Source organism: Nocardioidaceae bacterium SCSIO 66511 (assembly GCA_023100825.1).
GTDB lineage: Bacteria > Actinomycetota > Actinomycetes > Propionibacteriales > Nocardioidaceae > Solicola.
Window position 1 is genome coordinate 692228 of sequence record CP095846.1, and the last position, 26998, is coordinate 719225.

The 26998-nt window shown below is 66.2% G+C and carries 27 protein-coding genes; 11 read left to right on the forward strand and 16 right to left on the reverse strand.

Going from position 1 to position 26998, the window contains the following annotated elements; translation table 11 throughout:
• Positions 1-54: 54 nt before the first annotated feature.
• A complete protein-coding gene (locus tag MU582_03240) occupies positions 55-1140 on the reverse strand; it encodes an NAD(P)-binding domain-containing protein (GenBank protein ID UPK75671.1) in 1086 nt (361 codons plus the stop codon).
• Between the two features lie 168 nt (positions 1141-1308).
• Between MU582_03240 and MU582_03245 the strand changes: the two genes are divergently transcribed.
• Positions 1309-2148 carry a helix-turn-helix transcriptional regulator gene (locus MU582_03245; GenBank protein ID UPK75672.1) on the forward strand — a complete coding sequence of 280 codons (840 nt, stop codon included), beginning with the start codon at positions 1309-1311 and terminating at the stop codon, positions 2146-2148.
• On the opposite strand, the gene MU582_03250 is transcribed toward MU582_03245, so the two are convergent.
• The 3 genes from MU582_03250 to MU582_03260 form a co-directional block, all read right to left on the reverse strand.
• A complete protein-coding gene (locus MU582_03250; GenBank protein ID UPK75673.1) occupies positions 2044-3207 on the reverse strand; it encodes an MFS transporter in 1164 nt (387 codons plus the stop codon). The genes MU582_03245 and MU582_03250 overlap by 105 nt on opposite strands.
• Positions 3208-3302: 95 nt before the next feature.
• The gene (locus MU582_03255; GenBank protein UPK75674.1) at positions 3303-4196 is read right to left on the reverse strand and encodes a YrhK family protein; all 894 of its coding nucleotides are present in this window, start codon (positions 4194-4196) and stop codon (positions 3303-3305) included.
• Positions 4197-4212: 16 nt separating this feature from the next.
• Positions 4213-5625 carry a glutamate decarboxylase gene (locus MU582_03260; protein ID UPK75675.1) on the reverse strand — a complete coding sequence of 471 codons (1413 nt, stop codon included), beginning with the start codon at positions 5623-5625 and terminating at the stop codon, positions 4213-4215.
• A 231-nt stretch (positions 5626-5856) separates the two neighbouring features.
• On the opposite strand from MU582_03260, the gene MU582_03265 reads away from it, so the two are divergent.
• The gene (locus tag MU582_03265; protein ID UPK75676.1) at positions 5857-6066 is read left to right on the forward strand and encodes a hypothetical protein; all 210 of its coding nucleotides are present in this window, start codon (positions 5857-5859) and stop codon (positions 6064-6066) included.
• A 100-nt stretch (positions 6067-6166) separates the two neighbouring features.
• Complete coding sequence (locus MU582_03270) at positions 6167-8698, forward strand: LuxR C-terminal-related transcriptional regulator (protein UPK75677.1); 2532 nt, start codon at positions 6167-6169, stop codon at positions 8696-8698.
• Positions 8699-8701: 3 nt separating this feature from the next.
• Here the strand turns inward: MU582_03270 and MU582_03275 are convergent, their stop codons facing one another.
• Positions 8702-9451 carry a DinB family protein gene (locus MU582_03275; GenBank protein ID UPK75678.1) on the reverse strand — a complete coding sequence of 250 codons (750 nt, stop codon included), beginning with the start codon at positions 9449-9451 and terminating at the stop codon, positions 8702-8704.
• Positions 9452-9607: 156 nt separating this feature from the next.
• Between MU582_03275 and MU582_03280 the strand changes: the two genes are divergently transcribed.
• The 6 genes from MU582_03280 to MU582_03305 all read left to right on the forward strand — a co-directional run bounded on the left by MU582_03280 (position 9608) and on the right by MU582_03305 (position 16121).
• Complete coding sequence (locus MU582_03280; GenBank protein ID UPK75679.1) at positions 9608-11236, forward strand: hypothetical protein; 1629 nt, start codon at positions 9608-9610, stop codon at positions 11234-11236.
• Positions 11233-12930, forward strand: a complete 1698-nt coding sequence (locus MU582_03285; protein ID UPK75680.1) for a hypothetical protein — start codon at positions 11233-11235, stop codon at positions 12928-12930. Before MU582_03280 ends, MU582_03285 begins: the two co-directional genes overlap by 4 nt.
• Before the next feature lie 137 nt (positions 12931-13067).
• Positions 13068-13637 carry a phosphoglycerate mutase family protein gene (locus MU582_03290; GenBank protein UPK75681.1) on the forward strand — a complete coding sequence of 190 codons (570 nt, stop codon included), beginning with the start codon at positions 13068-13070 and terminating at the stop codon, positions 13635-13637.
• Entirely contained in the window at positions 13637-14767 is a 1131-nt protein-coding gene (locus MU582_03295) for an alcohol dehydrogenase catalytic domain-containing protein (protein UPK75682.1), read from the forward strand. The genes MU582_03290 and MU582_03295 overlap by 1 nt, the downstream gene beginning before the upstream one ends.
• Before the next feature lie 91 nt (positions 14768-14858).
• Positions 14859-15437 (forward strand): dihydrofolate reductase family protein, encoded by a 579-nt coding sequence (locus MU582_03300; GenBank protein UPK75683.1) that lies wholly within the window; start codon positions 14859-14861, stop codon positions 15435-15437.
• Between the two features lie 63 nt (positions 15438-15500).
• Positions 15501-16121, forward strand: a complete 621-nt coding sequence (locus MU582_03305) for a class I SAM-dependent methyltransferase (GenBank protein UPK75684.1) — start codon at positions 15501-15503, stop codon at positions 16119-16121.
• A gap of 17 nt (positions 16122-16138) precedes the next feature.
• Here the strand turns inward: MU582_03305 and MU582_03310 are convergent, their stop codons facing one another.
• The 11 genes from MU582_03310 to MU582_03360 all read right to left on the reverse strand — a co-directional run bounded on the left by MU582_03310 (position 16139) and on the right by MU582_03360 (position 25535).
• Positions 16139-16576: a hypothetical protein gene (locus MU582_03310; protein UPK75685.1), complete on the reverse strand. Its 438-nt coding sequence runs from the start codon at positions 16574-16576 to the stop codon at positions 16139-16141.
• A 132-nt stretch (positions 16577-16708) separates the two neighbouring features.
• The gene (locus tag MU582_03315) at positions 16709-17188 is read right to left on the reverse strand and encodes an ATP-binding protein (GenBank protein UPK75686.1); all 480 of its coding nucleotides are present in this window, start codon (positions 17186-17188) and stop codon (positions 16709-16711) included.
• Positions 17189-17261: 73 nt separating this feature from the next.
• Positions 17262-17702, reverse strand: coding sequence for a nuclear transport factor 2 family protein (locus MU582_03320; GenBank protein UPK75687.1), 441 nt, complete (start codon positions 17700-17702; stop codon positions 17262-17264).
• A 397-nt stretch (positions 17703-18099) separates the two neighbouring features.
• Positions 18100-19128 carry a site-specific integrase gene (locus MU582_03325; GenBank protein ID UPK75688.1) on the reverse strand — a complete coding sequence of 343 codons (1029 nt, stop codon included), beginning with the start codon at positions 19126-19128 and terminating at the stop codon, positions 18100-18102.
• A 366-nt stretch (positions 19129-19494) separates the two neighbouring features.
• Positions 19495-21129, reverse strand: a complete 1635-nt coding sequence (locus tag MU582_03330; GenBank protein UPK75689.1) for a replication initiation protein — start codon at positions 21127-21129, stop codon at positions 19495-19497.
• Positions 21122-21535 (reverse strand): hypothetical protein, encoded by a 414-nt coding sequence (locus tag MU582_03335; GenBank protein ID UPK75690.1) that lies wholly within the window; start codon positions 21533-21535, stop codon positions 21122-21124. The genes MU582_03330 and MU582_03335 overlap by 8 nt, the downstream gene beginning before the upstream one ends.
• Positions 21532-22725 carry a DNA cytosine methyltransferase gene (locus MU582_03340; protein UPK75691.1) on the reverse strand — a complete coding sequence of 398 codons (1194 nt, stop codon included), beginning with the start codon at positions 22723-22725 and terminating at the stop codon, positions 21532-21534. The genes MU582_03335 and MU582_03340 overlap by 4 nt, the downstream gene beginning before the upstream one ends.
• Positions 22722-23099 (reverse strand): WhiB family transcriptional regulator, encoded by a 378-nt coding sequence (locus MU582_03345; protein UPK75692.1) that lies wholly within the window; start codon positions 23097-23099, stop codon positions 22722-22724. The genes MU582_03340 and MU582_03345 overlap by 4 nt, the downstream gene beginning before the upstream one ends.
• Positions 23096-24625, reverse strand: a complete 1530-nt coding sequence (locus MU582_03350) for a hypothetical protein (GenBank protein UPK75693.1) — start codon at positions 24623-24625, stop codon at positions 23096-23098. The genes MU582_03345 and MU582_03350 overlap by 4 nt, the downstream gene beginning before the upstream one ends.
• A 308-nt stretch (positions 24626-24933) precedes the next feature.
• Positions 24934-25134 (reverse strand): hypothetical protein, encoded by a 201-nt coding sequence (locus tag MU582_03355; GenBank protein UPK75694.1) that lies wholly within the window; start codon positions 25132-25134, stop codon positions 24934-24936.
• Complete coding sequence (locus MU582_03360; protein UPK75695.1) at positions 25134-25535, reverse strand: hypothetical protein; 402 nt, start codon at positions 25533-25535, stop codon at positions 25134-25136. Before MU582_03360 ends, MU582_03355 begins: the two co-directional genes overlap by 1 nt.
• A gap of 115 nt (positions 25536-25650) precedes the next feature.
• Between MU582_03360 and MU582_03365 the strand changes: the two genes are divergently transcribed.
• Together MU582_03365 and MU582_03370 are read left to right on the forward strand one after the other, a co-directional pair.
• A complete protein-coding gene (locus MU582_03365) occupies positions 25651-26439 on the forward strand; it encodes a GntR family transcriptional regulator (protein UPK75696.1) in 789 nt (262 codons plus the stop codon).
• Positions 26439-26984, forward strand: a complete 546-nt coding sequence (locus tag MU582_03370) for a GNAT family N-acetyltransferase (GenBank protein ID UPK75697.1) — start codon at positions 26439-26441, stop codon at positions 26982-26984. Before MU582_03365 ends, MU582_03370 begins: the two co-directional genes overlap by 1 nt.
• The last annotated feature ends 14 nt before the right edge of the window (positions 26985-26998 follow it).

Below are 26998 nucleotides of genomic sequence, written 5' to 3' on the forward strand. Positions count from 1 at the left end.
TTTCCGCGAGAATCGGGGCTGAAACGTGCGGCTCAGCGGGGTGGGGGTTGCCGGTTAGGGCAGCCAGACCGAGCGGAGTCGACCGACGTCGCGCATCCGCTGCTCGGCCAGCGAGTCGGCGGCGATCGACGGGGGTACGTTGTCGGAGTCGGCCCGGCGGAGTACGTCGAGCGTCGTGTCGTAGATCTTCGCGGCCCGCGACTTCGCGCGATCGAACGAGAACCCTTCGAGCTCATCGGCGACCTGGATGACCCCGCCCGAGTTGACGCAATAGTCGGGCGCGTACGTGATGCCGCGTTCGTCGAGGACCTTCTCGATGCCCGGGTGCGCGAGCTGATTGTTCGCCGCGCCGCATACGATCTGGGCCTTGAGCACGTCGGTGGTCGCGTCGTCGAGCGCACCGCCGAGCGCGCATGGGGCGTACACGTCCAGGTCCATTCGCACGAGCGCGTTCGTGTCGGCAGCGGTCGTCGTAGCCGGGTGGTCGCTCACGACCCTGGCCACAGCGTCGGCGTTGACATCGGTGACGACGATCTTGGCGCCCTCATCGGCGAGGTGGCTGACGAGGTGATGGCCGACCTTGCCGACGCCGGCGACGCCGACCGTGCGGCCCTCGAGCGACGGCGAGCCCCAGCGGTGCTGCGCCGATGCGCGCATTCCCTGGTAGACACCGAACGCAGTCAGCACCGACGAGTCGCCCGCGCCGCCGTGCTCGACCGTACGGCCGGTGACGTACGAACACTCCCGCGCGATCACGTCCATGTCGGCTGAGTACGTGCCGACGTCGCAGGCGGTGTAGTAGCGGCCGTTCAGCGACTGGACGAAGCGTCCGTACGCGCGTAACAGTGCCTCGGACTTGTCGGCCTTAGGGTCACCGATGATGACAGCCTTGCCGCCGCCGAGATCGAGCCCGGCAAGTGCGGCCTTGTAGGCCATGCCCTGCGAGAGGTTGAGGACGTCCTCGATCGCGTCATCTTCGCTTGCGTACGGATAGAAGCGGGTACCGCCGAGCGACGGCCCGAGTGCGGTGGAGTAGATGGCGATGATCGCCTTGAGACCTGAGTGCTTGTCGTGACAGAAGACGACTTGCTCGTGGTCGGTGCCACGGGAGAATACGGCGGATACTGGCCGGTCGGTCACGGTAGTGAACCTTCCTTGAGTCGGGGTAGGTGCCTGCGGGGGTGGTGCAGGTCACTTCCACTCTATCCGCGTCGGCGCGCACCTCGGTACACGCATGACCGCGTACGTCGGCGGCTTCCGAGCGAAGGTCGGGGAATGCGCCCGAGGCCTCGACGGTTCGGACGGAGTATGGAATGGGAGCTTGACGTCATGCGCCGCGAGCGGGTGCTCGCGGGGCTCGATGTGGCTCCAACGGCTCGGTGGGTGCTCGTCATCGACGGTGAGGCCGCCCTGCACACCGCCGCTGCGCACCGGACGCTCGCGCCCGGTGACGCTGTCCTCGTCGACGCGCGCACGGCGTACCGGCTGACCGCGATCGCTGACACCGAGATCGTTCACGCCGATCTCCGTCAGGTCGTGCCCTCGCCTCGGCTACCCAGCCCGCTCGTCGTCTCGGACTTCTCCCGGCAACACCCCGGCGTCGCCGAGCTGATCAGCGCGTGTCCGCTGGCTGCCGAATGCCGTTCGACGTTGTTCGCGGTGAGCTATGCCGGCCTGGTCGGAGCCGCGATGACCTCCTCCTGGCTCGCGGACGAAGCGCAGGGCACCGCGCGAACAGACGAGCAGGTCGCAGATGTGTTGGCGGAGCTCAGCTCACGACCGGGCGAGTCATGGACGCTTGACCGGATGGCCGATGTCGCTCATCTCTCGCGCTCCGCGCTGACCGATCGATTCCGTCGTACGGTCGGTCGCAGTCCGATGCAGATGGTGCGCGAGGTGCGGATGCAGCAAGCGCGCAGGCTGCTCAGCGAACAAGCGATGCCGGTGACCCGGATCGCGTTCGCCGTGGGGTACGGGTCGGTTGCGGCCTTCAGTCGCGCATTCACCGCCCAGCATGGTGTCTCGCCGCATGCCTGGCGATCGTCAACGCTCGTCGGGGATGCGCAAGAGCGCCCAGAGCAACCCAGCCGCGGCGGCGGCAGCAGCGCCGACGACCAGCGGTACGCGTACGCCGAAACCGTCCAGTAGTGCCCCGCCCAGCGCCGATCCGAGCGTGATCGCGACCTGGAATGCCGTGACCTGAAGCCCCATCGCCGACTCGGCTCGCTCAGCCTCGACTCGCGTGACCCACAACTGCGTCGCGACCGGGATGATGTTCATCGCTACACCCCACAGCACGACCGCGATGGTCAGCGTCGTGAGGGAGCTCGCGACCGCCGTGCCGAGTAGCCCCAGGGCCAGTACGACAGGCGTTACGGCCGTGAGGGGTCGCAGCCAGCGCGCGAGTACGCCGGCGCTGACCGTTCCCACGACGCCGCCGATGCCCCAGGTGAGCAGCAGCCAGGTAGTCGCCGACGGATCGATTCGCTCGATCGCCACGCGGATATAGGGGTACGCGGTGAAGTTGCCGAACGCCACGCCCGCGACGCCCGCTATGCCGGCCATCAGCCGCTTGTTGGCGACGGCTTGGCGCATCATCCGGTAACCGGCAGCCGGATGCGCACTCACTGGCGGCAGCGCCCGTGCCACCACGACAGCACTCAGACCGGTGAGCGACGCCGCGCCGACGAAGGCCGTGCGCCACCCGAGCTGATCGCCGACGACCGATGAGACCGGTACGCCGATGACGGTCGCGAGGCTGACACCGGATGCGATGCCGGCCGAGACGATGTTGGCGCGCCCCGGCACTGCGCTCACGCCGGCGCCGAAAGCGAACGCCCAGTAGCCGGCGAGGGCGGCGCCGAGAAGCAGCCGCCCGGCCAGCAGTACGACGAGATCGGGTGCCGCGGCAACGATGAGGTTCGAGAGCGCGGCGAGGACGAGTAGCCCGATCAGGACGCGGCGTCGGTCGGCGCGCGGCACGATCATCGCGATCGTAGGCGCGGTCAACGCTCCCGCGATCGCGGTGGCAGCGGCCGCCAGCCCTGCGGTGCCTTCGCTGACACCGATGTCAGCTGCCAACGTGGGCAGGACGCTTGCGGGCAGGAACTCGCTCGCGACGACCATCGCGATGCCCAACGACAACGCGATGATCGGGGTCCACTGCGGCTGAGAGGCGCGTACTCGGGTGGTGGTCGGTGTGGTCACGCCTCAACAGTCGGCCGCCGTACGCCGATCTGGTTGACGGTACGACCGGCGTCGTTGATCGAGCGACCGAGCTTGATCCCGACGGCCGAGGTCCGCTACCTGTCGTGAGCCTCTTCGGCGTCCTGGGCAGACTCGACCGGCAACAAGGCGGCTCCGGCGAGGAAGCAGATCGCGCCGACGAAGGTGCCTGAGTTGACCAGTGCGACGTTCGCCGGCTCACCGGTCGAAGGCAGGTAACGGGCGGCGACTGCCGCGGCGCCGAAGGCGATCGACCCGATGAGGTTCACCATGCAGATCCGCCACCCGATCGACCGGTCCGAACGTGGGCGTACGCCCGGGTTCACCTCCGTGTACGCGAGCCAGCTCGCGATCAGGAAGCAGATGGATCCGGCCAGATCGGGCACCCAGATCAGGTTCTGTTGCCGGTCCGGGTCCAGATCCGAGCGGGTCGCTGCGAACGTGCTCACGTTGAAGCACACCGTGCCGACGAGTTGCACCGTGCAAGCCCACCAGGCGATCCGTCGCGGTTTCCAGCCGATGAGCGTACGCAGCCCATGCGATCGTCTCGACTCGTCGAAGATGCCTGCCGGCTCGGCCAGGACCTCTCGATACTGGAGGTAGCCGGCCGCGGTGAACGGGATCGAGCCGACGAAGAACGTCCACGCGGTCACGGCGGGAACGACGTTGTTGAAGTACATCGGCACTGAGCCGAGCGCGAAGCAGACGGCTCCGGCGCCGAACAAGGCGCCGAGCCACCAGCTCATCGTGGTTGGCGAAGTGCCCCAATGCAGGCCGATCCGAGTGCCGCCGTGGTGACCCGCCGGCCGTACGCCGAGACGCTTGCGCTGACGGCGAGACGTCCATTCGACCCGTCGGCCGTCCGGCCCTTCGACTACGGCGCGGGTGATGAAACCCAACGGACCCGATCGGCGTACGACCTGCCAGCCCTCGGGACTGCTGTCTGTGCCGGACTGCGGCGTGCGCGACATCGACGGTCCCCGACGGTCAGCGGGAAAATCCCATCCTAGCTTTGCTGTGCGCCGCCGACTTCTCCGGTGCGGTCCACAGATCGGGCTTCGAAACCTTGCGGGGAGGTGGGGACTCCGCCGCCAGCGCTTCGTACGCATGGTCGAGGTCGCGTAGCAGGACGTCGACCATTTGCCGGCTCAGATCGAGGCGTACGACGATCCGCATCAGATGTACGTCGTCCGCGTCCGGCGGGAGGCTATAGGCCGGCACGATCCAACCGTTCTCCCGCAGGCGCGCCGACAGGTGATACACGTCGAACCCCGGATCCCCGCGAAGCCTGAACGTCACGACGGGCTCCGCGAGTCCCGGATTGAGAATCTCGTACTTGCCGCTCGCAGCGAGTGCCTCGTTGATGTGTCGGGCGTTCGCGAGCATATTCGCCACGATCGAGGTGTATCCCTCTCGGCCGAGCCGGAGGAAGGAGTACATCTGCGCCTGGATCATGCCGGACCCGCGAGAGAAGTTGAACGTGTACGTCGGCTGCGCTCCACCGAGGTAGTTGACGCTGAACACGAGATCACCGGGCAGTTTGCTCGCGTCGCGGAAGATCAGCCAACCGACACCGGGATAGACGAGCCCGTACTTGTGCCCGGATACGTTGATCGAGGCCACCTGCTCCAGCCGGAAGTCCCAGCGGAACTCGGGGTCCGCGAACGGTGCGATGAAGCCGCCGCTGGCTCCGTCGACGTGCAGCGGAATGTCCCAGCCCCGGGTGTTCTTGACCCGGACGAGCAGTTCGTCGATCTCCTCGATCGGGTCGGACTCGCCGATATGGGTCGTACCCACCACCGCGCCGACGGCGATCGTGTTCTCGTCGACCCGCTCCTCCACATCGGCGGCGCTGATCACGAACCGATCGGGCTTCATCGGTATCTTGCGCATCTCGACATCGAAGTAGTTGGCGAACTTGTCCCACACGACATGGGTCTCCGCTCCGTACACGATGTTCGGACGATCCGTCGGCAGACCTGCTTCCTCTCTCCGATGGCGCCAGCTGCGCTTGTGGGCGAGGAGCCCGAGCATGATCGCCTCGGATGATCCGATGGTGCCGACACCGACGACCTTCGCGGGGTCGGGCGCATTGAAGAGCGCACCGAGCATGTGCACGCAGCCTTCTTCGACCAGCGCGGCCGCGGGGTACTCCTCGTGGTCGATGTGGTTCTTGGGCAGGCTGTGGTGAATGAGCGCCTCGGCCTGCGGTTCCATCCAGGTCGTGACGAACGAAGCGAGATTGAGCGTCTCGCGTCCGTCCAGCATGAGGCGGGTACGCAGCAACTCGTACGCCTCATCCGCATCCATCGAATCCTGCGGAAACTGGAACGGATCGATATGCGTGCGGAACCCCTTCTGGCCGTGGATCGGGCCGGAGTCGTCGTCGCTCTTGGTCATGGTCAGCCCTCTGGATCGTGGCGCAGCACCGCAGGCCGGAGCTGCGGCTGGACTCGAGCGTCGCAAGACCGAACGCCGGACGCATCATCCGCCGCGGGTGAGGCGCGGCCGCGACGCACAACCACCACTCGCTGCGACCACACGCTCATCCTGCGTGGGTGATCCGTGGTGCGTTCCCACCGCCCATACTTGGCAGGACACAGACACTTCTCGGTACGGATTCTGGTCGTGATGGCGGGTACTTATGAGATCGTCGCTCTCGGGGCTGCCGGCCCGATCGTTCGGGCAGCCTTCGAGGATTTCGAGATCGAGGACCTCGCCGACGGGCGTATTCGGTTGGTCGGGGAAGTCGTCGACGATGCTGCGTTGCACGGCGTACTCCACCGTTTGCAGGACCTTCGCCTGACGATCGTCGAGCTACGACGACGCGATCGAGATTGACGAATCTGCATCGCAGCGCACTCGGATCTGACACGCTGATCACGTGTCGGCGCCGTACCCGGCGGACCGATCGGTTACGCCACGGGTCCCCCGGCCCCGGTTGAGTCAAGCACTCGACTCGATCCCGTCGGGGGGTACGGGTCTGCTCATCGCACCGGCCGGCTCCGGAAAGTCGGTGCTGCTCGAGGAGTGGGGGCGTACGAACAACGTCATCTCACTGTCGGTACGCGCGGCGCACGACGACTCGGTACGTCTCGCCCGTGACCTGGTGGCAGCCGTGCATGAGGCGTATCCCGCCGTCGACCCGGCGATCGCGGCATTGTCGGTGACCGGCGGTAGCCGACTCGGCTCTGTCTTCGTCGATGCCCTGGTCGCCGACCTGGCGGACCTTCGAGAGGAGATCGTGCTGGCGCTCGATGACCTGCATGCGATCACGAACTCCGACTCGCTGAGCGATCTCGGCGATCTGCTGCTCGCCATGCCCGACAACGTACGCGCGGTGATCGCGTCACGCTGGGACCAGCCGCTGCATCTCGGCCGGCTGCGGTTGCAGAACCGGCTCGTCGAACTCCGGCTGAGTGATCTCGCCTTCGGACCGACCGAGGCGGCACGGCTCCTCGAGGGAGTCTCGGGGAGGGCGATGTCGAGCCGGCAGGTGGAGACTCTCGTGTCGCGTACCGAAGGGTGGGCGGCCGGACTCCAGCTCGCTGCGTTGTCACTGCAGAAGCTGCCCGACGTCGATGCCTTCGTCGCGGGTTTCGCCGGCGATGACCGCCTTGTCGCCGAGTATCTTGCCGATGAGGTCGTGCGTTCGCTGGAGCCGTCGGTGCGAGAGTTCGTCCTTCGTACGTCGGTCCTGGAGTGGCTGACTCCCGACTTGTGCGAAGCCGTCACCGGACACGATGGAGCGCGGGCAATGCTGCGGTCGCTGGTCGATCGCGGGTTGTTCCTGACCCGTGTCGACGGGGAGATCGAGCGATTCCGCTACCACCAGCTGTTCGCCGACCTGCTCCGGTTCCAAGTGCGCGGAGAGGACGGCGATGCGGAGCCGGAGTGTCGGCGTCGCGCCGCGCGCTGGTTGCTTGCGAACGGTGAGCATCGAGCAGGTGTCGAGCAGCTGCTCCGATGTGGCGACTACGGCGAGGCATTCGAGATCGTCGCGGTTGAGGGGCATCGGCTGTTCGAGCGAGGTGAGACGGCGACGCTCGCCAGTGCTCTCGCCGCGATCCACGACTACACGGCCGCACCGAGCACGAGGATGTCGATTGCACTGCTGGCGAGTCAGATCGCAGCCGATCAGTACGGAGCCGCGGCCGAGACGTACCGGGTGATGGCGCGGCACGCGTTGACTCCGGGCGAGCAGGTCGCCGCGGACACGCTCGGCTCGATCGCCGGCCTCGGGGACCTGCCGGTTGACGAGATGAGACGGCTCGCCGACCGCGTACTTCGGCTGCTGCCGACGGTGGAGCCGGAGTCGGTCGTCGACTTTCTCGGCGCCGGCGGTGCGGAGTCGTGCGAGGTCATGGCCACGACCGCATTGGCGCTTGCGGACTTCTTCGACGGGAGACTCGCAAGGAGTGCCTCCACGTTCGCCGGTGCGCTGGAACTGCCCGGCGCGAAGTACGCCGTGTGGCGGATCAACCTGTTGGGGATGCTCGCATTTACCCAGTCGGTTGCGGGGCATCTGAACGAGGCCGAGGGTTACGCGTTCGCGGCCGTCGATCTTGCTCGCGAGGTCGGTGCGATGGACCACGTCGCCCTGGCGATGGCGCAGCTCGCGCTGGGTGCGATCGGTGTCGAGCGGCTGAACTACGGGTTGGCCGGAGTTCATCTCGATGCTGCGGCGCAAACGATCGCGCACTGTCAGCGTCCGATCTACCACCACCTGCTGCAGCTGCTGAAGGCACGACACACCGCGGCCGTCAGAGGTGTGCAGCCGGCGCTCGCCCAGCTGCGCGAGGTGACGTTCAGGGGACCGCAGCGGTTGATCGTGACACGCTCGCGAGTCGCTCTCGAGACGCAGCTGCTCGTACGTGCAGGGGCCGTACGCGAGGCGCGTGCGGTACTCGCCGCGGCGGTCGAACCTCCGCCTGCGGCGTCGTTCGACGTGCTGGTCGCCGACGGTGACCTGGCCGGGGCGCGGCGCATCCTTCAATTGTGGCGGGTCGATGACGGTGAACCGCGGTATGCGCTGGCGAAGAGCCTGCGCGAGGCCGTCTTGATGCAATGCGAGGGTCACGCAGGTCTCGCTGGCACTGCCATCGCGGATGCTGCAGAGGTGGCCGAGGCCGAAGGTCTCCTGGCGCCGTTCCTGGAGACGCCACGGGCGCAGAACATCCTTCGTACGATGGCACCTGCCAGGCAATTGCGGCGGGTGAAGGAGCTGCTGGACACCGCCCCGTCGGACGACGGCCGCCTGCAGGCCAACTCAACCTTGATCGAGCCGTTGACCCCGCGTGAGCTCACCATCCTGGCGTACTTGCCGAGCCGGTTGAGCAACGACGAGATCGCGGATGCGTTGTTCGTCTCGGTCAACACGTTACGTACTCATCTGCGCAGCATCTACCGAAAGCTCGACTCTCCTGGACGCGATGCCGCCGTCGCGAGCGCCGCGATGATCGGGCTGACCTGACCATCAGCCCTGGGACTCGAGCGCGTCGAGGTCACGGACCGCGTAACGGTGATGCTCCCACTCCTCATCAAGGATCGTGTGTATGCAGGAGAGAACGGTCTCCTGGTGCCGGGGGTCATGCGGGTTGTTGCGCGGCGCGTGCAGCTCGTCGGAGGTGACGGCGTCGAGGTAGTCGCGGACCATCGTGACCCGCTCGGTGCGAGCAGCGAGCACTTCTTCGTACGAGGGGGTAGCCGTCGTCAACTGTGCTGGCGGGTCGGCATCGGGGTCTTCGTGCATCAGGCCGAGCGGGTGGTACGGCTGCTCGACGCCGAGGACCGCCTTGCGCAACCAGACGTCCGTTGCGAACGTCAGGTGGCGCAGTGTTTGTGCGAACGACCACTCACCGGCGACCGAAGCGTCGACGGTGCCGACGGGCATCGTCGCGACACGTTCGAGGGTTGCGGCCCACGTACGCTCGAGCGCGGCCCAGGCGTGCCGGAGGCCTTGCGGATCGGACGCCTGCCGATCGCCTCGACCGGGGAACCGTCGGTTCAGCTCCGCCTCGACGAACGGCAGTACGTCGACACCGTTGACCCGTAGGAACCCATCGCCGTCGAACAGCCACGGCGAGTCGATCTCTACGTCGCGTACCTCGACACCGCGGAACACCGCGCCAGCAAGATCGACCGCGACAAACCGAGCACCGCGCAGGTCGACATTGGAGAACTCCGCTCCCTCGCGGCGTTCGGGGTGGCCAGGGAACGTGGTCATGGGAACTCCTTCAGCGCGGCCATGGCGTCGTGTCATGACAGCACAAAGGACTGACACCGCCGGTGGCCTTCGCCCACATGCAGCGCAGTGACAGCGGATCGACAGTGCCGGAGGCCAGAGTCCCTGATCGAAGCATCGCATACATCAGGGAGAGGCATGACCCGCCGTTTCGTCGGCCCGCTCGTACTCATGGTCGGCTTGATTCTCGCGGGCTGTACGGGATCGCCCGACGATGAACCGCAGCCGACGGTCTCCGACGCGCTGCACGATAAGGGACCGGCCGAGCAGGTTGAGCTCGAGGCGGAACGCCCTGCGGGTGCTCAGGATGCGGCGGCGGTGAGCGCCGCGCTCTGGCGAACTGACCCATGCGCGCTCCTACCGAACGACACCGACCCGACTCGCATCGAGCGGGACAGTCCGCATGTGTGCTCGATCGACTACGAAGATCACGCCGTCAGCGTCAAGGTCGGATCGTTTTTCGGCGAGGGAGAGAAAGCCGACTACGAGCCGATCACCATCGCTGATGGTAGGGCATACGAAATCGGCACCGATCGCAACAAGACCCTGTGCTATCTCTGGATACCGGTCAGCCCGACCGCGTCGATTTTCATCCAGGACATCGACTACGGCATAGGCAAGGTCTCATGCCGGCTCAGCAAGCGCATCGCGGCACATGCCATCGATAGGATCGGAGCTGGCAAGACCGGCACGCCACCGGCGAAGGGGGTCAAACCTCCCTGCCAGGCGCTCCGCGCGGCATTGAGCGACAAGCTCGGGGACCGCCGGCTGGTCGTCGGCGGACATCGGACGAGTATCGACTCCTGCTCCGCGGTCTCGGCCGAGTCTCCGAATCCGCACAGCAACTTCGAGCCGCCTGCGTACGCGTTGCTCGAAGTATCGAACGACTCCTCGATCGACGGCGCGGCGAGCTTGCGGGTACGCGGACACGAGGTTCGGCGACGGATCTTCGTCTGGGAATCGACGAATAGTCGACGCTGCGAGATGGAGTGGAGTGGGCGGGCCGGGTTCGTCACGGTGACCACGCGTTCGTGCCCGCTCACGCAGAAGACCATGCAGAAGGTCATCCCCCAGTACGAACAGCCCGCGTCCAATCAGCCGGGTGAAGCGAGACTCCGGGCGTACAGGCAGGGAGAGTCCGACCTGGATGCCGTCGGCGCCTGTGACGCCTACGTTTCGTCCTGGCTTGTTCCCGGCGACGGCCTCGACGCATCGCTCTTGCCCGCAGCACCCGGATGCCGTACGTACGAGACGGTTGAGCTTCCCCCCGAGCCGGCAGAGATACTGCACGACGCTCACGTCGATCCACGCGTCACCTGCGAGCTGGCGCGGGAGGCGATGAACGCGCACGACGAGTCGGCGACGCCCGTGGTTCTCACCGACGTCCCGGAAGAGATCGCGAGACCGTATGGCGTGAAATCGCGCCCGTGCGCATTCGTCGACTCGCGAACCGATCGGCAGTACCTCGTCGTAGCGTCGGCAGATCCGCCGCCTGGGCCGCTCGTACGTCGCAGTCTCTACCGAGGCGACGATGAGGCCGACGATCGCCGCTTCACGCCGGATCCCAAGAAGAACTGGGATTTCGGCACGTCCACCCAAACGTTCGGGCACGCTGACGGCGACCAGGGTTACCTCACTGTCATGGTCAGTGAGGTCACCCGGTTCGACGACATCGAGTCATCCAGTTTCGTCACGCCCGAACAATCCGAGACCGCCGAGGAGATCCTCGACGCGATCATCGACGAACACTTCAAGGAGGCTCAGTGAGGCGTCTGCTCGTCTGCGTACTCGTAGCGTTTGCGCTAATGGTCGGAGGCTGCTCGGGAGGGGGCAGCGACGACCACGCGGACAAGAAGGCACTCGACAAGAACCTGTCGAAGCGGATCGACGCCGTTGATGAGCCGACCGAGTGGTCCCAGGAGGACGATGCGACCACGGAGCGCGATCCGAAAGCGACTTCCGCGGCATTGTGGCGGCTCGATCCGTGTCGGCTCGTTGCTCCGAAGAAGGGAAAGCCGGGAAGAGTCGAGCAGAGCGCACCACATCGGTGTCAACTGTCGATCGGCGCGACCGAGATCCGCTTCGTCCTTGGTGCGATCCTGACCACGAGCGAGCGTAAGCAGATCGGTGCGACGAACGTGCGGGGTGCGAAGGCCTACATACAGCGGGGTAGCCGTCGACTCGGTGGGTGCACAGGATGGCTGCCGGTCAGTCGTGACAACACGATCCGGGTCGAGGACGAGTTCGCCGAGTGCTGGAGAGTACGACCAATCCTGCGGCGTGTGGTCGATCGCATCGACGCTCCATCGAGCACAAGGACCGTACCGGGCCTGGGTGCTGTCGAGACGTGTCCGCTGTTGGAGCACGGGCTCGGATCTGCGATCAAGGGTCGAAAAGTAGAGTACGGGGCCGACAACCGCGACTACGGACTCGACCATTGTGCCGCTCTCGATTCGGGGCAACAGGATACGGCGCACTCGACGATTTACGAACAGTTCGCGTCACTGGAATTGGATGCGTACCAGGCACAAACGCTGACCTTCGAGGAAGGTGTTTCCGATACGCCTACTCCCGATGCCTACGCCTCCTCTGGGTGGCCCGCGGATTTCGGAACCATCCGCGGCCGGTCGGTTTTCGGCTCGCGTGGAGACGGCGGCGACTACGAATGCATCATGCGTTGGGCCGAGTCCACGACGATACTGCAACTCGAAGCGAGGACCTGCGCTCGTGCCAAGCCGTTGGTGAGGCGGATGATCAAGTTCCTGGACAATCGGCCGCAGCCGTCCGCCTCCCCGCAGAAGCCGTTGCTTTACGACGCCGGTGACGACGATTTCGAGGCACGAGGGGGGTGCGCCGACTACCTTCCGCTGTGGTTCGGACCGGAATACGGCGGGACCATGCCGTCTTTGGATGGTCCGGCATGCCATCCGTTCACGGAATCGGATGTCCCGGACGACCCGGCCGAGATCGTCGTAGCCGCACAGGCGGATCCCAACGTCACCTGCGATCTGGCGACCGACGCCGTACGGGACGAGTTCGGCGATCGACTCGAGCCTGCGACCTTGGAGGTGGGTGGCTACTCGCCTGTGGGGCCCCTTCACGACGAGACTGTGCCTCCCCCGCTTCGCGTGCGGCCGTGCGTTTTCGTCGACCCCCGTCGCAAGGTTCAGGTGCAAGTCTTCGTCTCGTCCGATCCGATGGCGGTGAGCCGGTACCAGGCCAAGCAGCTCGAGAAGAACGACACGCCTACACGAGCACCAATCGGGCCGGGAATCTATGGCATCGGGAACGGCGACATGGTGGGCCTTGGTGAAACGGCGGACGATGCGGGGTTTGTCGCGGTCTTCGCCGGCAAGCGACCGAAGGAACCGGAAGTGCTGTCGTTCCTTCCCGTGGACGGGATACCCCAGTCGCTCGAACGTGTCACGGACGCCATCATCCGCGACCACCTCGCCGAATGACCACGCGGCACGAGTTCCGCGTCGGCTTTGCCGCAGTATGGCAAGCGCAAAGAGCCGACACGGCCGCTGCTCGGCGTCAGCCAATGACAGCGCTTCTGTGACAGTTCGCTTCTTTGCTCGATGCGAGGATGGGTCACGTGTTGTTGCTCGTCCGCCACGCGATGCCGCTCGCAAGCGAGTTGACGCCCGCGAACCAATGGCCGCTGTCCCCAGACGGACTGCGCGCCGCGGACCGACTGCGATCTCGACTGCCGCATGACGCCGAACTCGTGGCGAGCGACGCGCGCCGAGCGTACGAGACGGTCGGCGGGCTAGACGGGGTGGTCGAGCGCGACAGCCGATTCAACGAGATCGCGCGACCCGACGAACCTTGGGGCGGTGACTACCGCGAGCCGCGCCGACGGTACGTCGAGGGCATTGCACAGCCGGGTTGGGAGCCGCAGCGTGATGCCGCCGCCCGATTCGACGCCGGTGTCGCCGACTTGCAAGGCCGTTTCGGCGGCCGTCCCATCGTGATCGGTACGCACGGAATGGCGCTCACCGTCTGGCTTGTCAGGATCGGCGCAGTCGCGCCCGACGAGGCGGCAGTCTTCTGGGCTGGCTTGCGATACCCCGACTGCATCGAAGTGCGCACCGACGGCCCGGCCTGGACGAGATTCGACGATGCGGGGCGAAACTCCGCAGACCTCATGCCAAGGGAGCATTGATGCGCGAACTGCAGTTCATCAGCAGCGGTCACCTGGAGTGGCGAGAACGCGATAGTCCGCGGCTTCGTGACGCGGGAGACGCAATCGTGCGCCCGTTCGTCGCTGCGCGTTGTGACGGCGACACGCTGCCGCTCCACCGACCGGTCTCGCGGCCGATGCAGATCGGGCTGCGTACGGGGCTGATCGATCCGGTCGTCGGTTCGATCTGCGGTGACATTCCGTTCCGCGGACCGTTCGGCATCGGACACGAGTGTGTGGCACAGGTGGTGTCAGTCGGCGCCGACGTACGCGATCTGCGGATCGGGCAGATCGTGGTCGTGCCCTGGTCGGTGTCGTGCGGAGACTGCATCGAGTGTTCGCGCGGTCTCACCGCCAAATGCTCCACGACCCGCCACGAAACCCTTGCGGCGTACGGCTTCGGACCACGGTGCGGCGATTGGGGAGGCATGGTCGCCGACGAGATCAGGGTGCCGTACGCCGACCACATGCTGGTGCCGGTGCCCGATGGCGTCGACCCACTGCGCGTCGCAGCGGCCAGCGACAACCTCTCGGATGCGTGGCGGTCCGTCGTACCTCAGCTCGCACACAGGCCGGGCGGATCGGTGCTCGTACTCGGCGGGGGAGGCAAGAGCATCGGGCTGTACGCGGCCGGATTGGCAGTCGCACACGGTGCCGAGGTCGTCGACTACGTCGACAGTGATCCGCGGCGCCTCGAGATCGCGGCGGACTTCGGCGCGCGCGTACACAAGATCGACAAGCCCGGGCAGTCCTCGCTCCGACGGGTGTTGCCACAGCGCTACGACATCGCCGTCGAGGCGTCCTCGCGTGCTTCGGGCGTACGCGCGGCGCTGCGTGCGCTCGAGCCCGGCGGGGTGTGCACGGCCGTCGGCTACTACGTCTCCACGGGTACGAAGGTTCCGTTGATGCACATGTACGCGAACGACGCGACCCTGAAGCTGGGCGTATCACACGTACGCCCGCACCTGCCTGACGTGCTGGACTTCGTCGCGCGTACGGACTTCCCTGCCGAGCGGATCACGACGCTGACCGCAGACTGGGAGGATGCGCCGACCGCGTACGCAGAGCGCACGGTCAAGCTCGTGCTGCAGCGCGCGCCGCTCGAACTCTAGGATCCTGGATCTGCTGCGCGCGGAACCGATGAGGTCTGCGTACGGATCACGTCTTCACTGACGCGAGCATGCGCACGATGAGGAGAGACCCATGGCAGACCTGATGGTTGACTACATCATCTCCCTGGACGGCTACGGCGCAGCCGAGGGCTGGCCGGGCTACTGGGGTATGGAGAGCAAGGAGTACCTCGAGTGGGTGGGACAGGATGAGGGGCTCGATCACACGGCGTTGATGGGCGCGACGACCTACCGGCTGATGTCCGGGTTCGCCGCGGAGATGGGCGACGACCCAGGCTTCGCCGCGCTGACGGCGCTGCCGAAGGTGGTGTTCTCGTCGACGCTCGAGGAGCCGCTGACGTGGGCCAACACGGAGCTTGTCGCCGGCGACGCGGTCGAAGCCGTGCGGCAGATGAAGCGGACCGGATCGCAGCCCTTACGTACGATCGGCAGCCTCACTCTCGCGCGGTCGCTGCTCTCGGCGGGTGTCGTGGACCGCTTCCGGGTCGTCGTGTTCCCTGTCATCACCGGCGCCACCGGCACTGACCGGATCTTCGACGCGTACCCCGATATCGCCCTGGAGCTCAAAGAGAGCAGGACGTTCGAGGGCGGACTCCAACTTCTCGAGTACGCTCCGACGATCCTCGACGGCCCGCCACTGTCTGCGTCGTGAGATGTAGCCGATCGGTTGGTATAGCGTTTCTCATCAGACGGACGAATCCATTTTGGGGGCGGCGTGGACGGTCGGCTGGCATCTCTGCTCGATGAACTGCATCAGTTCGGCGTCAACCACGATGCTGACAAGGAAGATCGGCTCGATCGGCTACGCAACCTCGAACCCGACACCGCCGCGTTACTTGCGCTTTTGGTGCGAGCGACAGGTGCCAGAGAGGCGTTGGAGCTGGGCACCTCGAATGGCTACTCGACCCTGTGGCTTGCCGACTCGCTGCGTAGCAACGGAGGGCATCTGGTCAGCGTCGAAGTGGACGAGGGTCGGAGCGCACAAGCAGCCGTCAACCTTGACCGGGCCGACGTGCGGTCCGTTGTCGAGCTGCGAGTCGCGGACGCCGCCGATGTCTTGAGAGAGTCCGCGGACGAATCCTGGGACCTCGTCTTCCTTGATGCTGAGCGTCCGGCGTACACGACGTACTGGCCCGACCTTGTCCGCGTGCTGAAGCCGGGTGGCCTGCTCGCCGTCGACAATGTGATCTCCCACGCCGAACAGGTCGCGGATTTCCGAGCTGTCGTCAACGACGACGCTCGCGTCACCGAAGCGCTTGTTCCTACGGGCGCAGGGCTCTTGCTCATCGCACGCTCTCGGGAGCCAGTCACGGCGCAGCTGCCGACGGGTCCCTGAGCGTACGCGGGATTGGGTCACAGGGGCGAGCGTCCCATCCACCGTCGGCGGATAAGTGCGCACATGTACGAGGCGATCCCGGCAATCATCCCCAGACCGAGCGCCGAGCCGGTGAAGAGCAAAGCGGCGCCAAGGGGCCAGAGGTTTGCGCCGGCTGGGCACTGGTCGCTGACCGTTGCCGAGTCGAACGACCAAAGGACAGTCAGGCAGAGTACGCACGAGATCGCGGATGACCACGCATGTCTATGCCAAGCCGCAACGCTGACAACGAGTGCCAGTCCCATGGCGACGCCCATGACCTGCCACGGTTCGTACGGACCGTGGCACTCGCCGTTCGGCAAGAGCGTCATCTCGGCGTGCCAACCCAAGAGCGCGACGTACAACGCCGTCGTCGCGGCCACAGTGCCCGCGACCCAAAGGAGTTCGCTGAGGCGGGGAAAGCGGTGAACGCGCATGTACTGATCCTGAGCGATGCGAACCTGCGCGCACATGAGTATGCGTACTCATCCGATGCGTCGGAATCCGTGCCGTTACGTGTATCGAGTTCTGCTGCAGAACGTTTCGCCGGGTGATGTGCGACGCCACGTCTAGCGGACCACCTCGAGCGGACCCTCTTCGGGCGTCGGTGGCTCGAATCGCTCGAAGTACTCCGTCGCCGTCTGTTCGGTGAGTGGCCAATCGTCCGCCCGCCTGCCGTGTCGGTCACCGACCCGGCTCAGGATGGTCTCCAGGCTCGTCGCAATGTAGACGGTCTCCGGCACGATGCCCTCCGGTGCGAGCAGTGCGCGGAACTCATCGCGCTGTCGCCGGAACCAGAATCCGAAGTCGAGCACGACATCGTTCCCCGCCACGACCTGGCGCAACAAGCGTGCCTTCAGCTCTGCGGCCACCTCGGCGACCACTTCGGCCGAGGGCATCGTCGTGATTCCACGATCCCAGAACTCCACCTCGAACGACAAACGCGTCCAGCCATTGCCCTCCAGGCGCTTGGCGTACGTGGTCTTGCCGGCGCCACCTGGACCGCACATCATCACGACTCGGGCTAGTCGCGCCTTGTTCTCTGTCATCGGGCCGAGGTTACGCTCCGCAACTGACGTTGAGCTCTGCAAACCTGGATCATCTGCACGGCCTTGGTGCTGATCACGGCTCGAGGTTGGTCACTCCGGTGCCGCTCGCCAGGTCGAACGGTACGGAGACGTGGTCGTGCGTTATCAACCAGTTGCCGTCGATCTTGCGGAAGCAATAGGTGACCCGGACCCACATGCCGTTCGTGACCGTCCCGTCCTGCAGCGTTCCGCTGAGCCGACCGAAGGCGTGCCCGTAAGCCACGTCGTCGCCCACCGTGAGTGTCAGGTCGCGGAGTTCATAGCGTGAATCGTGGATGAACGCGAACGCGCTCGCCCAGTTCTTCGACTTCGCGGCCAGCCCGGCATGTTGTAGCGGCGGTTCGATGTCGAAGGACTCGACATCAGTTGCGTAAAGCTGTTTCAGACTCTCGAGATCCTGGGTTTGGATTCCTTCGACGATCTTGTCGATCTGCTGCCTGATCCTGGCGCCGTCCACCTCGCGTTGGCTTGGCATCGCTTCGCATCCTCCACTCGAGCTTCAGCCGTGGCTTCTCGCCCGTACGACGACGCAGCACCCTGGTATGTGACACTCCAGGTCCGTTACGTCACCCGCGACGACTGCGGCGTTCGTTGAGGCCCAGGCCCGGTTGTGGTCGGGTAAAAGGCAATGCAGACCAATCAACGGCACGCACGCTGGTCGACGTGTTCGGCCCGGTGTCCGCGCACCGTCACCACGCAGGCGTGTCGCGTGAACCGGAGAGCGGTCCACGTGCGACATCTCCCGGCAAACGACGGTCAATCATGGTCAGATGCGGTGAGGTGGATCGGGACTTTGGCCCGGAATTCTGGGTGGCCAGGGGCGGGATCGAACCGCCGACCTTCCGCTTTTCAGGCCTAGCCATTTCCGCAGGTCAGGAGGGTAGTTCATCGTCCGTGCAACCCTCACGCAACTCATCGCCGCTGTCTTCGGCGCCATCGGTCTCAGCCGGCCGATCATCGGGGCGCGCGCTGGCAAGGTCGCTCAGCGCCGCCGCGATCACTGAATCACGGCCCTCCACTGCGTGCAGGTAACGGTTGGCCGCAGCCGAGGACGAGTGGCCGAGCCGCAGCTTGAGGTCTGCGAGGTTGGCCCCAGCGGCGGCCGCGAGGCTCTGTCCCGTGTGTCGTAGATCGTGAAACGCGAGGTCGAGTCCGAGCTTCTTGCGTGCGCGGACGTGCGCCTGGTACACCGCGTTGCCACGCATGCGCGAACCGTCCCGACCGACGAAGAAGTACTCCTCACCCGCCCAGTCCTGCGCATGCTCGCGTACGACGGGCAGAACATGAGGCGGAATCGTGACTGGCCGACGACCGGCGCGGGTCTTCGGGTCCTTGTCGTACGCACGCTGCGATTCCAGCAGCTCGACCCGGTTCCGTCGTACCCACACGGTCCCCGCTTCCAGGTCGACGTCCTCCACGCGAAGCGCACAGACCTCACCGCGCCGGATACCGCACCAAGCAGCCAACGCGACGGCCGCCCGATATCGAGGTGTGATCGTTTCTATGAGCTGGGCGACTTCGCGAGCCGTGGCAATCGGGCGTTCATCAGCCATGTCAGCGGTCGCACCCTTGATGGTGCACGGGTTCCGCTCTATCGCATCGTCGCGCACCGCGGCATTCATTACGGCGTGCAAGAAGGCGTACGACTGTTGAATCGAACGCCGACCTCCCTTGCCTGCCAACGCTTTCCGGTACCAGGCACGCACGATGGCCGGGGTGATCTCCGCGAGCGTCATGTCGAGGAGATCGCCCATGTGCAGCCGCATGTTGCGATGGCACGTTTCGGCCCACCGCTCACCGATATCGGGACTCTCCTCGAGGTAGTCCGTGGCGTAGTCCTCGAACAGTGCACGAGCTAACGCCTCGTTTCGCCAGGTTCCACGGCTAAGGTCCGACTCCACCTTCGAGAGCCACCGCGACGCGTCTGCCTTCCTCGTAAAGGTGTGCGGAGCGTACTGTCGGCGGCCATCAGGCCCGATGAACGACGCTTGATAGCGGCCGGAGCGTTGCCGAACAACCTTGCCGAACTGCCGTCTGGCCATCATGCGGCCCTACCACCTGACCACGAGACCACCAGCGGCTGAATCGTCTGTGCTTCGACATACTCGGCGATCGCAGCCTCAGGGATTCGCACATGGCGACCGACCTTGACATACCGGATTCGACGTTCGGCGATGAGACGACGAGGAAATCGTTCCGTCGTCCCAAGCACCTCTGCGGCCTCATCAACTCTCAGTAGGCGTTCCATCGTGTGCTGTCCCTTCCGGTTATGCCGCATCGGACACGGCGGTTGATTGAGTTGCCGAACAGTTTTCGGGTGGTCGGTCGCGGGAGGCGATGACCTCGCGGGCTCGTTCGTATTGGGTGCGCCATCGGTTGCGTTCGGTGATGGCTTGGCGGACGAGTTCGCGGAAGATGGGCACGTTGTCGGCGTCGCCGTCGGCCAGGTCGAGGTTCAGTGATTCCCACCGGTAGCGTGGGTCGCCGTCGTCGTTGACGGCATCGGCGGCGTACCGGTCGGTGTCGGGCATCTCGATACCGGCCTCGTCGAGAACCTCACGCACGACGGCGGCACGGTCGGCCTTGTGCTCGTCGAGTCGTTTGCCGGACCACTGACGTGACACGAGGACACGTCTGCCGCCGTGGCCGAGGTTGTTGAGCTCGTGGGCCTTCTTGCCACACTCACCGGGACGCATCCCCTCGGCAGCGTCCTTGGGCTGGACCCCGAACCGCAGCCAGTTCGCACACTTCGGGGAACACGGCAGCCACCGAACCTCACGGTGGAGCCGGTCACGGTGCTCGCGCTGTGGCTTGCTCAGGGTGTCGGGGTCGTAGGTTTCCGCGATCGACTTGGTGAGGTACTTCGTCAGATACCGCACCGAGTTCGCGACCTCACGCTCGTTGGTCGCGATCAGGCCCTGGTAGTCGAACTGCTTGCCCGCGCGGATCACATATGCCGGCTCGTCGTTCTCGGGGTCGATCGCATCAATCGCCTGATCCCACGACGGCAACAGGACGCGGCTGTCGGGGTCGACGTAGCCGCCCTGGTAGTCGTCCCAGACCGGAAGCCGGCCACCGGTGTAGACGGGTTCGGTGTGTTGGGGCCACCAGACCTGGTGGTAGGTGCCGTCCACGACCTGACGCACTGTCTTGCGGGGAATCGTCCCGCGTACCGCGGCGTGCAGATGCAGCGCGAGCCGGTGCTGTGGTTCGACGGTGGCGAAGTACTGCACCTTGTAGTCCGCCGCCCGGCGCAGGTTCTGAAACAGCCTGTCGACGAGCTTGGGAAAGTGCAACGCATCCAACGCGGCCTTGCGGTAGTCGTAGCCGTATTTCGGATCGATCGGCGTCCCCGCAATCCCCTCCGACTCCGAATGCCTGCCACCGCACCGGCACCGCACAACCCGCCCACCCCGACGACTGGCGGTGTGAACCGGCCCGTAGGACGGGAGTGTGAAGGTCAGGAACATTGACGGCCGATACGACTTCCCGTCCGGTGACGTGAATGTCCGCCCGAGTGTCGTGTCCGCTGTTGGTGACTTCGGCAGATCGCCCGCATCATCGCGCCGTCTGGTCGAACGCCTACGACGAGCAGAAGCCTCCTCGACCTCCTCAGGCTTATCGGCCTGGTCACCGTCCTGCTCAGGGTCGGGTCCAGGTTCGACGTCGAATCCGTCGGGCTCGACATCGCGGTGCCAGCCTTCGCGGCATTGGGTGATGCGCAGCTGGCGCGCCTTCTCGGCACACGGGCCGCACACGTTCGCCCGCGTCGAGCCGCACGGAATCGGCACATAGTGCTCTTCACCGGTGTCGAGGTCGATGCGTTTACGGATCACCGGACGCACGCAGACCCCGGCCAGTTCGGCCATCTCCAACAGTTGGGCGCCGTTCATGTCAGTCATCGGATTCGTCGCCCTTCTCGGTACGTGTCCAGCGCCGAAGACCAGACGGGCTCGGGTGGGTTTCGATGAGTCCGGCATCGACGAGCGCGGCCACGATGCGGCCCTGGTCGTCGACCTCCGGAAGGGCCAGCCGGGCAACGGGTCCGGCTGCCTCGACCTCGCACACGATGTAAGCCAGAACCTGGAGCAGGGGGCGCAGTTCGACCGGCACCCGTTCGATGAGAGCCGCGGTGCCGCCGGGTGGTTCCCAGCCGTCGAGGGGGAACCAGACGTGATGGCATTGCACGCACATGCGCGGCATCGCCACGTCCGGTTGCTGCGATGGCGACAGTGTGCCCGGCCGTCCTGGTTCGGCGTTCTGTTGTGCGTGCTTCAGCACACACTGTGCGCAGGTGCAGTCACTCATGCCGCCTCCTTGGTTGTGACGTGCTGGGTGTCGTCGAGCCCGATTCCGAGTCCGAGTGCGGTTGCCAGATGGGCTGCGAGTGGGGGTGGGATCGCGTTGCCGACCTGTTCGTACTGCTTGGTGCGTGAGCCTTGCCACGGGTAGTCGGGCCGGAACCCCTGCAGGACGCCCGCCTCGACGACCGAGACACGGACCCCGCCGTCGGCGTTCTGCCGGGAGGTGCGGGTGCGGTAGCCCGGAGGTGCGATCACGTCGGGGCTGTAGGAGCCGACCACCGTCGTCGCGGGTCGATGGCGGAACCAGTCGCCATCACTTGGGCGAGTTGGAAGCCAGACGGCGGTTCCTTTGCCGGTCACCGTGTCCGCTGGCCCTGCCTCGGCGTCTTTGGGTGTGGCGAGTCCGGTCGACCCGGCTGCGGCCATGTGGGTGGCGAGTTTGTGGCGGTAGCGGGCGTTCGCGAACGGCTCTGCGCCACCGGTCTGTGTGCCGCCCGACGAGACGGTGCACGACGGCTGGTCGTCGATGCCCCAGCCGAGCGCGGCAGCCATCGACACCCACGGCATGCGGGCGCCGCCGAACAGGTCGCCGTCGTCGCCGTCACGTGAGTGCGTCGGTTCGGGTGGGAGAACGAGCCTGTCGGAGCGGGCCAGCAGGATGGCGCGTTTGCGAGTCTGCGGGACGCCGTAGTCGGCGGCGTTGATGACACCGACCCACGTCGTGTAGCCCCATCCGGACAGGATGCGGGCGAAGTGTTCCCACAGCCCGCGTACGGGTGGGACTTCCTCGAGCCCGACCACGGCCGGTCGGAGCTCGCGTATCCAGCGGATCGGCTGACAGACCAGCGCCGAACGTGGATCGGCCCATGCGGTCCAGGCCGTCGAGTCGTCGCCGTCGGCCATGCGGTCGGCCAGCGTGTGGCAGTTGGTGCGGTCGTCCTCCCCGCGGCGTAGACCGGCCGGAGACCAGGCCTGACACGGCGGCGAGGCCACCAACCCGTACACGCCGGCGTACTCGCACGGGTCGGTAGCCGCGACGTCGGCGCACACGCGGGCATGACCTGCGGCTCTGGCGGTCGCACACGCGGCCTCGTCAACGTCGATCCCGGTCACCGACGTGCAGCCCGCAAGGCGCATGCCCTCGTCCCAGCCGCCCGGGCCAGCGAACAGGTCGACCACCGTTGCGCCGTTCATGCCGCCGCCCCCTGGTCGTCGAGGCGTGGCCGGATGGTCTCGACGAGGACCGCGTCGACCGACACACCGCGATCGAGTGCGGACAGCATCCGGGCGCGGTCGGCTTCGGTCGTTCCGCCCCAGATGCCTTGTTCGGCGTTGAGCAGCGCAGCCGCGCGGCAGGAGGACCGGACCCGGCATCCGTTGCACGTCGCGAGCGCAGCAGCCTCCATCGATGCGCCCCGTTCGTCGAGTTCGGGGAAGAACACGTCGCCGTGGGTGTCGCCGCAGGCGGCCTGTGTCTGCCAGCCCGGCGTGATCCGGCGTGCAAGCTGCGCGGCATGGTCGGGGTCGGGTACCGGCAACACGAGCTGCCCGTCGAGGTTCGCGCTCATGACGCTTCCCCCTCCTCAGCCTGCGCGTCGTCGGTCTCGGTCTGCTCGGCGTCAACGTCGGTGTCGCTCGACGAGGTGTCGCGCCGTGCGTCGAGGTCGATCACTTCCGCGTCGCGCGGTGCGGGATGCGCGGCCGCGAGAGCGCGAATCTGCTCATCGGAGGTGAACGGAAAGCGGAGCCGTACTGGGTCGGGAACCCCGTCGACCACGGCATAACCCGTTCCGGGCAGCGCCAGCGGAATCTGGTCACACAGCGCGCCCCGTTCCCGGGCTCCGTCACCGAGCACCATGTCGACCTGCTCGGACGTGCGCAGACTCAGCGCGACACGGGACGGGAACAGGTCCCGCATGGACAGAATCTCCTTACGCGGGTCCTGGACCGCGCCGACCACGGTGATGGCCTGTGCCCGTCCTTGGGTGAGCAGCGTCGACAACGCCGCCTCGATCCGCTTCTTCGCGGCCTTGTCGGCCATGTAGGCGATCAGTGCGGCCAGCTCGTCGACGAGCACGAGGTAGAACGGCTCGTCGACGGTCGGGACGTGCAGACGAGACCTACCGCGCATCGCCTTCTTACGTTCGTCGTTGACGGCGACCAGGCGCTCGAGGCCGTCGGCCATCACCGACCCGTCCCCGTCGTACAGCTGGTGGAACAGAGGTGCGCCCATGGTCAGCTCGTTGAACTTCGGATCAAACCCGACCACCCGCACCAGCCCCGAGGAGATGCCGGGTGCAACGTGGTTGACGATCGACCACAACACGGACCCTTTGCCCGCGCCGGTCTGACCGACGATCAACAGATGCGTGCCGAGCAGCCGCAGCCGATACGGTGTGCCGTCCTCAGTGAGCGCGACCGGGAGCCGTTTCAACGCGGGCGACTCAGCCACGCCGAAGGGCTGCACCGGCTGCGAGAGAACGTCGTGACGGATCAGCTCGACCCGCACCACCCGCCGTTCAAACCCACGGCGACGTGTCCACGGCATGACCCCGGCACGCCTGCCGGGTGTGCGAATCCGACACGACTCGGCATTCAACCCCACAGCCAGCGCGTCGGCCTTAGCCGTCCAGTCGCCGATGGTCTGACCCGCAGGAATCCGCGTCAGGAACCGGTCCATCGACGGCGACGACACCACCGAACCCACCGACGGGAACACCACGCTGCCGTCCGGGTCCTTGCCCGTCAGCCCGCAGCCCGCGATCACGCCGTCCCAGCGGCGACGCAGCCGGAACCGCCGCAGCCGTCCGTGTAGCCGCCAGACCACCCGCTGACGGAATGCCTCAGGTCGACGCCACGCCCACAACCCGAGACCAGCAAGGCCGAACAGGACCAGGCCGGCGAGAAGCGGGAGGCCGTAGGAGCTGAGCGACCAGCCCAACAGGCCGCCCAGGCCGAGGGCAACGAGACGGACCGGGCGGAGGAGCAGCCAGCCGACGATCCGGGCAACTTTGACGATCAGCCACCCGGCTGCCAGCAGCCACAGCGAAATGCGGAGCTTCGCCGGGCGGATACGGACAATCTCGGTAGTCATGACAGGTCGCCTCCAACTGTTGTGGCGAGGGCGCGTCGGGCGGGTTCAAGAGCCCAGGCCGGACGCACGGTGTAGGAGGGGCAGACGCCGCCCGTTCGATGCGGCCCCGAGACACCACAGAACGGACAAGCGCCCACCCGAGAATGCGAAGCCGCCTCGGCGGCCAGACAGGAACCGAACGCCGCACCCAGCCGGGGATCGTCGAACACCACCGCAGCGGGTGCGCCGCAGGTGCAGACCTCACCGGCCAGGGCAGGCCGCCCGAGCGACCCACCCCGACCACGACTACGTAGCGAGAACACGACGACTCACCGACCGCTCTCGCAGTGAATGCACGGCCCGTACTGCTCCTGCACACCACCGCACCGCGTGCACACCACCACGCCCGTGAGCGAGCAGAACCCGCACAGATCGCCAGCAGCCTGCGCGGCCAGGTCATTGCACACCGCGCACGGGTACCCGAGTTCGGCACCGGTCGAGACGACGATCGGGTCGGCCAGGCCACGCATTACGCGGCCTCTTCCTTGCTCGCGCTACGCGCCGACTTGCCCGCCGCCGGCGTTGAGGTCGACCCGGCATCGGAGCCGATCGGGACGAGCTGCTCGACGGTGATCGACAGCGCCATGCGCTCGTTGCTCTCGTACGGCTGGACCCAGACCCGGCCGCGCGCTTCGTAGAACGTCCCGAACTCGTAGACCGTCGCGGGCTTGAGCACGTGCACGCTCGCGGTCTTGTCCGGCTGCACGCTGCCGTCCTTGCGCTGCACCATCAGAATGCAGCCCGAGCTGTGGGTCTGCTCGCCGGTCGGAGCCGCCTTCTCACGCGGCTTCACCGGAGCACCCATCCCGCCGACCACGACGGCCCAACGGTCAGCGGTGGTCTCTACCGGAAGTGAAGTACCTACGTTCATTGCTCTCTCCTTCAAATCGATACTGGCTTAAGCCAGTTGCTATGTGACCGATTGAACACTGGCTTGAGCCAGTTGTCAAGTACTGGTCCAAGCCAGTTGGGTATACGCTCGCTGCATGGGTACGACCGAAAGAAGCGCGCAAGGCGCTGGAACACCGAGCAGACAGCTCGCCGCATACCTTCGCGAACAGATCGCAGCCGGTGAACTCGCGCCGGGTGACCGCCTCCCCTCGGAGCGCGCATTGGCAACGGAGCACGACGTGGCCCGCAATACGGCTCGTGAGGCGATCCGCCAGCTCGCAGAATCCGGACTCGTCACGGCGGAGCACGGCAGAGGCGTGTTCGTGCGTAACAAGGCACGGCTGATGAGGTTCGGTCAGAGCCGCTACTCGAAGCGTCTACGCGACGAGACCGGCATCTCGCCGTACCACGCCGAGGTCACCGCTCAGGGCCGGGAGCCTTCCGCGAAGTGCACCAGCGTGACGACCGTGACCCCGCCCGACGACGTGGCCGAGCGGCTCGACCTCGATGCCGACAGCACCGTGATTCGTCGCGAGAACTGGTACTACGCCGACGAGGAGCCGATGCAGGTCGGCATCACCTACATCCCGTCGCAAATCGCCGACGGCTCACCGCTCGCTATGACGGGTGACCGTCTCGGCAAGGGCGACCTGTACGCCCGGTTTGAGGAGAAGGGACACGCGATCACCTACACACGCGAGGAAGTGACCGCCCGCATGCCGTCGCCGGCCGAGGCCGACGGACTGCAGCTCCCCGAAGGCGTACCTGTGCTCGAAGTCGTACACACCGGGATCGACCAGGACCGAACCCCGTTCGAGGTCACCCGATTCGTGATGCGGGCCGACTTCATGGGACTTGACTACCGGATGCCGGTCGACGACTGATGCCCGGCCAAGCCGCACTCGTCCGACGACGCCACGAGGACGACCTAACCGAACTCGCTCAGGTACTCGTTCGAGTCCATGCGCTCGACGGATACCCCGTCGAGGGCGTTGCCGATCCCGAAGCATGGCTCACTCCCGACACAGAACTCGCAAGCTGGACCGCCGAGTACGACGGCACGATCATCGGCCAGATCACGCTGGCGCAAGCGACACCAGACGACGACGCCGCCCAAGTGTGGCGCGATGCAACCGACGGCAGCATCGAGGAGCTCACGATCCCTCTACGCCTGTTCGTCGACCCTGCGCATCGCGACCTCGGCGCAGGACGCGACCTGATGCTCGCCGCCGGAACCTACGCGGTGACGCACGGACGCCCGATCGCGTTCGACGTGATGCTCAAGGACAAGCGAGCCATCGCCCTCTACGAGAGCATCGGATGCCGCCGCCTCGGCACGATCACGCATCGACACAGCGAAGGCCTCACCGAGCCCGCCGCTGTTTACGCCGGACCCGAAGTACTACCCACCGGACCCGCGCAGCCCTAACGCGATCAGCGCCG

Bases quoted from the DNA above. Each gene is read 5' to 3' on its own strand.
- MU582_03280 (UPK75679.1), top strand. From the start codon at position 9,608: ATGACCCGCCGTTTCGTCGGCCCGCTCGTACTCATGGTCGGCTTGATT.
- MU582_03295 (UPK75682.1), top strand. From the start codon at position 13,637: ATGCGCGAACTGCAGTTCATCAGCAGCGGTCACCTGGAGTGGCGAGAA.
- MU582_03365 (UPK75696.1), top strand. From the start codon at position 25,651: ATGGGTACGACCGAAAGAAGCGCGCAAGGCGCTGGAACACCGAGCAGA.
- MU582_03315 (UPK75686.1), bottom strand. From the start codon at position 17,188: ATGACAGAGAACAAGGCGCGACTAGCCCGAGTCGTGATGATGTGCGGT.
- MU582_03310 (UPK75685.1), bottom strand. From the start codon at position 16,576: ATGCGCGTTCACCGCTTTCCCCGCCTCAGCGAACTCCTTTGGGTCGCG.
- MU582_03355 (UPK75694.1), bottom strand. From the start codon at position 25,134: ATGCGTGGCCTGGCCGACCCGATCGTCGTCTCGACCGGTGCCGAACTC.
- MU582_03345 (UPK75692.1), bottom strand. From the start codon at position 23,099: ATGAGCGCGAACCTCGACGGGCAGCTCGTGTTGCCGGTACCCGACCCC.
- MU582_03340 (UPK75691.1), bottom strand. From the start codon at position 22,725: ATGAACGGCGCAACGGTGGTCGACCTGTTCGCTGGCCCGGGCGGCTGG.
- MU582_03265 (UPK75676.1), top strand. From the start codon at position 5,857: ATGGCGGGTACTTATGAGATCGTCGCTCTCGGGGCTGCCGGCCCGATC.
- MU582_03245 (UPK75672.1), top strand. From the start codon at position 1,309: ATGGAATGGGAGCTTGACGTCATGCGCCGCGAGCGGGTGCTCGCGGGG.
- MU582_03300 (UPK75683.1), top strand. From the start codon at position 14,859: ATGGCAGACCTGATGGTTGACTACATCATCTCCCTGGACGGCTACGGC.
- MU582_03330 (UPK75689.1), bottom strand. From the start codon at position 21,129: ATGACTGACATGAACGGCGCCCAACTGTTGGAGATGGCCGAACTGGCC.
- MU582_03255 (UPK75674.1), bottom strand. From the start codon at position 4,196: ATGTCGCGCACGCCGCAGTCCGGCACAGACAGCAGTCCCGAGGGCTGG.
- MU582_03335 (UPK75690.1), bottom strand. From the start codon at position 21,535: ATGAGTGACTGCACCTGCGCACAGTGTGTGCTGAAGCACGCACAACAG.
- MU582_03320 (UPK75687.1), bottom strand. From the start codon at position 17,702: ATGCCAAGCCAACGCGAGGTGGACGGCGCCAGGATCAGGCAGCAGATC.
- MU582_03260 (UPK75675.1), bottom strand. From the start codon at position 5,625: ATGACCAAGAGCGACGACGACTCCGGCCCGATCCACGGCCAGAAGGGG.
- MU582_03370 (UPK75697.1), top strand. From the start codon at position 26,439: ATGCCCGGCCAAGCCGCACTCGTCCGACGACGCCACGAGGACGACCTA.
- MU582_03275 (UPK75678.1), bottom strand. From the start codon at position 9,451: ATGACCACGTTCCCTGGCCACCCCGAACGCCGCGAGGGAGCGGAGTTC.
- MU582_03350 (UPK75693.1), bottom strand. From the start codon at position 24,625: ATGACTACCGAGATTGTCCGTATCCGCCCGGCGAAGCTCCGCATTTCG.
- MU582_03360 (UPK75695.1), bottom strand. From the start codon at position 25,535: ATGAACGTAGGTACTTCACTTCCGGTAGAGACCACCGCTGACCGTTGG.